4 protein-coding genes are annotated in these 3,557 nt (G+C 66.3%); 3 read left to right on the top strand and 1 reads right to left on the bottom strand.

Going from position 1 to position 3,557, the window contains the following annotated elements; genetic code table 11:
* Window positions 1-950, top strand: a 950-nt coding sequence (locus JHD07_RS35410) for an MFS transporter (protein WP_291630642.1), incomplete at its 5' end; no start/stop codon positions are given.
* A 3-nt stretch (window positions 951-953) separates the two neighbouring features.
* Here the strand turns inward: JHD07_RS35410 and JHD07_RS35405 are convergent.
* A complete protein-coding gene (locus tag JHD07_RS35405; RefSeq protein WP_291630640.1) occupies window positions 954-2,555 on the bottom strand; it encodes a B12-binding domain-containing radical SAM protein in 1,602 nt (533 codons plus the stop codon).
* Window positions 2,556-2,893: 338 nt separating this feature from the next.
* Here JHD07_RS35405 and JHD07_RS35400 point away from each other — a divergent pair, with 338 nt between their 5' ends.
* Both JHD07_RS35400 and JHD07_RS35395 read left to right on the top strand, forming a co-directional pair.
* The gene (locus tag JHD07_RS35400) at window positions 2,894-3,343 is read left to right on the top strand and encodes a (2Fe-2S)-binding protein (RefSeq protein ID WP_291630638.1); all 450 of its coding nucleotides are present in this window, start codon (window positions 2,894-2,896) and stop codon (window positions 3,341-3,343) included.
* Between the two features lie 12 nt (window positions 3,344-3,355).
* On the top strand, window positions 3,356-3,557 hold a 202-nt coding region (locus tag JHD07_RS35395), incomplete at its 3' end, for a twin-arginine translocation signal domain-containing protein (RefSeq protein WP_291630637.1).

Raw genomic sequence — 3,557 nt, 5'->3', positions numbered from 1 at the left:
GGATGCAAGGCCGCGGCTTCGGCCACAATGCGCTGGTGGTCGCGACCGCCTTCACCTTCGGCCCCTCGATCGCCTCCGCCATCCTCGCCTTCGGTCCATGGCCGTGGCTGTTCGCCGTCAACATCCCGTTCGGGCTTGTCGCGATCGGTATCGGCTTTGCCATGCTGCCGAAGACGCCGCGCGCCGATCACGGCTTCGACGTTCCCGGCGCGATCCTGGCGTCCGCCTGCCTCGGCCTGTTCATCACCGCCATCGGCAGCGCCGCGCACAATTTGTCGCCGCTCGTCGTCGGCATCGAGTTGATCTCGGCGCTCGCGCTCGGCTTCATCCTGATGCGCCGCCAGGCCGGTCATCCGGCGCCGATGCTGCCGATCGACCTGTTCGCGAGGCCGATGTTCGCGCTATCGGCCGCGACGGCGCTGTGCGCCTTCGCCGTGCAGGGCCTCGCCTTCGTCTCGCTGCCGTTCTATTTCGAGGGCGTGCTCGGGCGCTCGCAGGTCGAGACCGGCTTCTTCATGACGCCATGGCCGCTGGTAGTCGGCATCATGGCGCCGATCGCCGGGCGCTTGTCCGACCGCCACGCGGTCGGCCTGCTCGGCGGCATCGGGCTCGTGCTGCTCGGCCTCGGCATGGCGCTGCTGGCGACGCTCCCCGCCAATCCCGCCATCCCCGACATCATCTGGCGGATGGTGATCTGCGGCATGGGGTTCGGCTTCTTCCAGGCGCCGAACATGAAGGCGGTGATGTCGAGCGCGCCGGCGCACCGCAGCGGCAGCGCCTCCGGCATCGTCGCCACGGCGCGGCTGACGGGCCAGACGACGGGAGCCGCGCTCGCCGCGGCCTGCTTCGCGCTCGCAGGTCACGAGGGCGCGACCTTGGCGCTGGCGCTCGGCGCGGGCTTTGCCGCGCTCGGCAGCGTGATGAGCTTCTTGCGCCTGGCGGTGAAGTGAGCCTCAGGCCGCCGTCACGTCGACAGCGGGCGTGATGGTCTCGTTGTCCAGCGCGGTGAGGCGCTGATCGATGGCGGCGATGACCTTGCGCGAGTACGGTCCGAGATGCGCATAGGCCGCGATCATCTGCACCGCGATGCGTGCGGACGACGTGTCGCGCTTGGCGCAGTTCATGAAGGTCTGCCACAGCGGCCCACGCGCCTCGGGAAGGGCGGAGACCACCTTGTGCACCGTCTCCATGGCCCCGAGCTTGGAGCGGATGTCGCCTTCGGCGAGCTCGGAACGCTGCCTGGAGCGGTCGAGCAGCGTCATCAGGCGATCGACTCGTGCTGCATAGGCAGCCGGGCTGTAGACGTGCTCCAGCACCCGCTTGTAGTCCATCAGGATGTCGCGCAGCGGGCGGACCGGATCGAAGTTGATGCCGGCCGTGCACTGATCGGCGCCGATCGTCGGCGCCACGTCGTGGCCCTGATGCAGCCGGCCTTCGCGCTCCAGGCGGCGCGTGAGCTGCGTGTTCGGCAAGGCATAGAGCAGGCCGACCATGGCGACGGGAATGGCCGCCTCCTCGATGAAGTCGATCATCGCCTCCGCCATCGAGACCTTCTCGTTGTCGAAGCCGACGATGAAGCCCGCAGTGACCAGCATGCCGGCGGCGTAGATCTTGTGGATGCTCTCGGCGATGTTGCGCCGCGTGTTCTGCTTCTTGCGCATCGCGACCAGCGTCGCCGGATCCGGGCTTTCGATGCCGACGAAGATGCCGAAGAAATTGGCCGCGCCCATCAGCTCCAGCAGTTCCGGATCGTCGGCGAGGTTGACCGAGGCCTCCGTGGAGAATTCGAAGGGATAGTTGTGCGTGCGTTGCCATTCGGCGAGCTTGGGCAGGAACTGCCGCAGCGACTTCTTGTTGCCGATGAAATTGTCGTCGACGAAGTCGAGATGGCCGCGATAGCCCATCTGGTAGAGCGTCTCGAGCTCGACGAACATCTGGTCGATCGTCTTGGTCCGCGGCACGCGCCCATAGAGCTCGATGATGTCGCAGAACTCGCAGGTGAACGGACAGCCGCGCGAATACTGGACACCGAGATAAAGATAGTCCTCGAACTTGAGCAGGTCGAAGCGCGGCACTGGCGTCGTGGTGACGTCGGCCTGGAACTTCGGCGCCGTGAAGGTGCCCGAGCGGGCGCCGCTCTCCCAGGCCGCGATGAAGTCGTCGATGACGCTTTCGGCCTCGCCGAGCACCCGGAAGTCGGCCCGCTCGTAGAGGTGGGGGCTCGAGGTCGGATCCGGACCGCCGACCACGACCGGCTTGCCGGCGGCGCGGCACAGTTCGATCAGGCGCAGCGTGTCGGCCTGCTGCGGCATCATCCCGCCGGTGAAGACGACGTCCGCCCAGGCGAGATCCTCCTCGCCGAAGGGCGCCGTGTTGCAATCGATCAGCCGGACCGTCCAGCTCTTGGGCAACATTGCGGCTACGGTAATCAGGCCCAAGGGAGCGGCCGGGCGCTTGACGCCCATGACTTTGCAGGATTCGCCAAAGGTCCAGAAGGACTCCGCCGAGAACAGCGGGTAGAGCATCAGCACGTTGCAGGGACTCGGCACGTTCATGGAACTCCTCTTGCGTCGGCGCAGTGTACCAAAGCGCTGGCGTCTTGCATCCCGGCAAAACGGACAAACTGTCGCCGCCCCGCCAGCCGCGATGCGGTCGGGAACCGGCAGGCACGGCCGGACGTCGCCTCAGGCCGTGGGTTGGCGCCCATGCACGAGGCGCTAACCCGAATCGATAGCAAAGGCATGAGGCAAAACAACGGTCCAGTCCATCATTCTCGGGCCGACGGACCATCATCACGATGACCCGCGGACTGTTGATTTGAACACTTCCAGTTTGCCGGACAGATTGCGCCGCTGAGTTCAATCGGTGGATTGGGCCAATCAGGGGACTTGCGATGGCAGACCTAACAATCAACGGAAAAACCTTCACCCTCGACGTCGAGCCGGATACGCCGCTGCTCTGGGCGATCCGCGAGAATGCCGGCCTGACCGGCACCAAATACGGTTGCGGCATTGCACAATGCGGCGCCTGCACGGTCCACATGGACGGCGTGGCGATGCGCTCCTGCGGGATCTCGGTCAGCGAGGCCGAGGGCAAGAAGATCACGACGATCGAGGGGCTCGCGTCCGACGGTTCCCTGCACAAGGTCCAGGAAGCATGGATCGCCCAGGACGTGCCGCAATGCGGCTACTGCCAGAGCGGCATGATCATGGCGGTGGCGGCGCTGTTGAACGAGAAGCCGAAGCCGACCGACGCCGACATCGACGAGGCCATCACCAATATCTGCCGCTGCGGCACCTTCCAGCAGGTGCGCGAAGCGATCCACACGATCGCCAGCGCATAAGGAAATCCCCACATGAACAAGCATGTCTCGCCGCGGCTCAATCGCCGCGCCTTCGTCATCGGCACGGCCGCGGTTGGTGCCGGCCTCGCCGTCGGCCTCGACCTCCCGTTCGGGCCTACCGTGGTCCGCGCCGCCGACGGCTCGCCCGAGATCGGGGCCTGGGTCGTGGTCAGGCCCGACGACACCGTCGTGATCCGCATCGCCCGCTCCGAGA

This window comes from Bradyrhizobium sp. (assembly GCF_016462955.1).
Taxonomy (GTDB): Bacteria; Pseudomonadota; Alphaproteobacteria; order Rhizobiales; family Xanthobacteraceae; genus Bradyrhizobium.
This window is presented reverse-complemented; position numbering and strand designations above follow the sequence as displayed.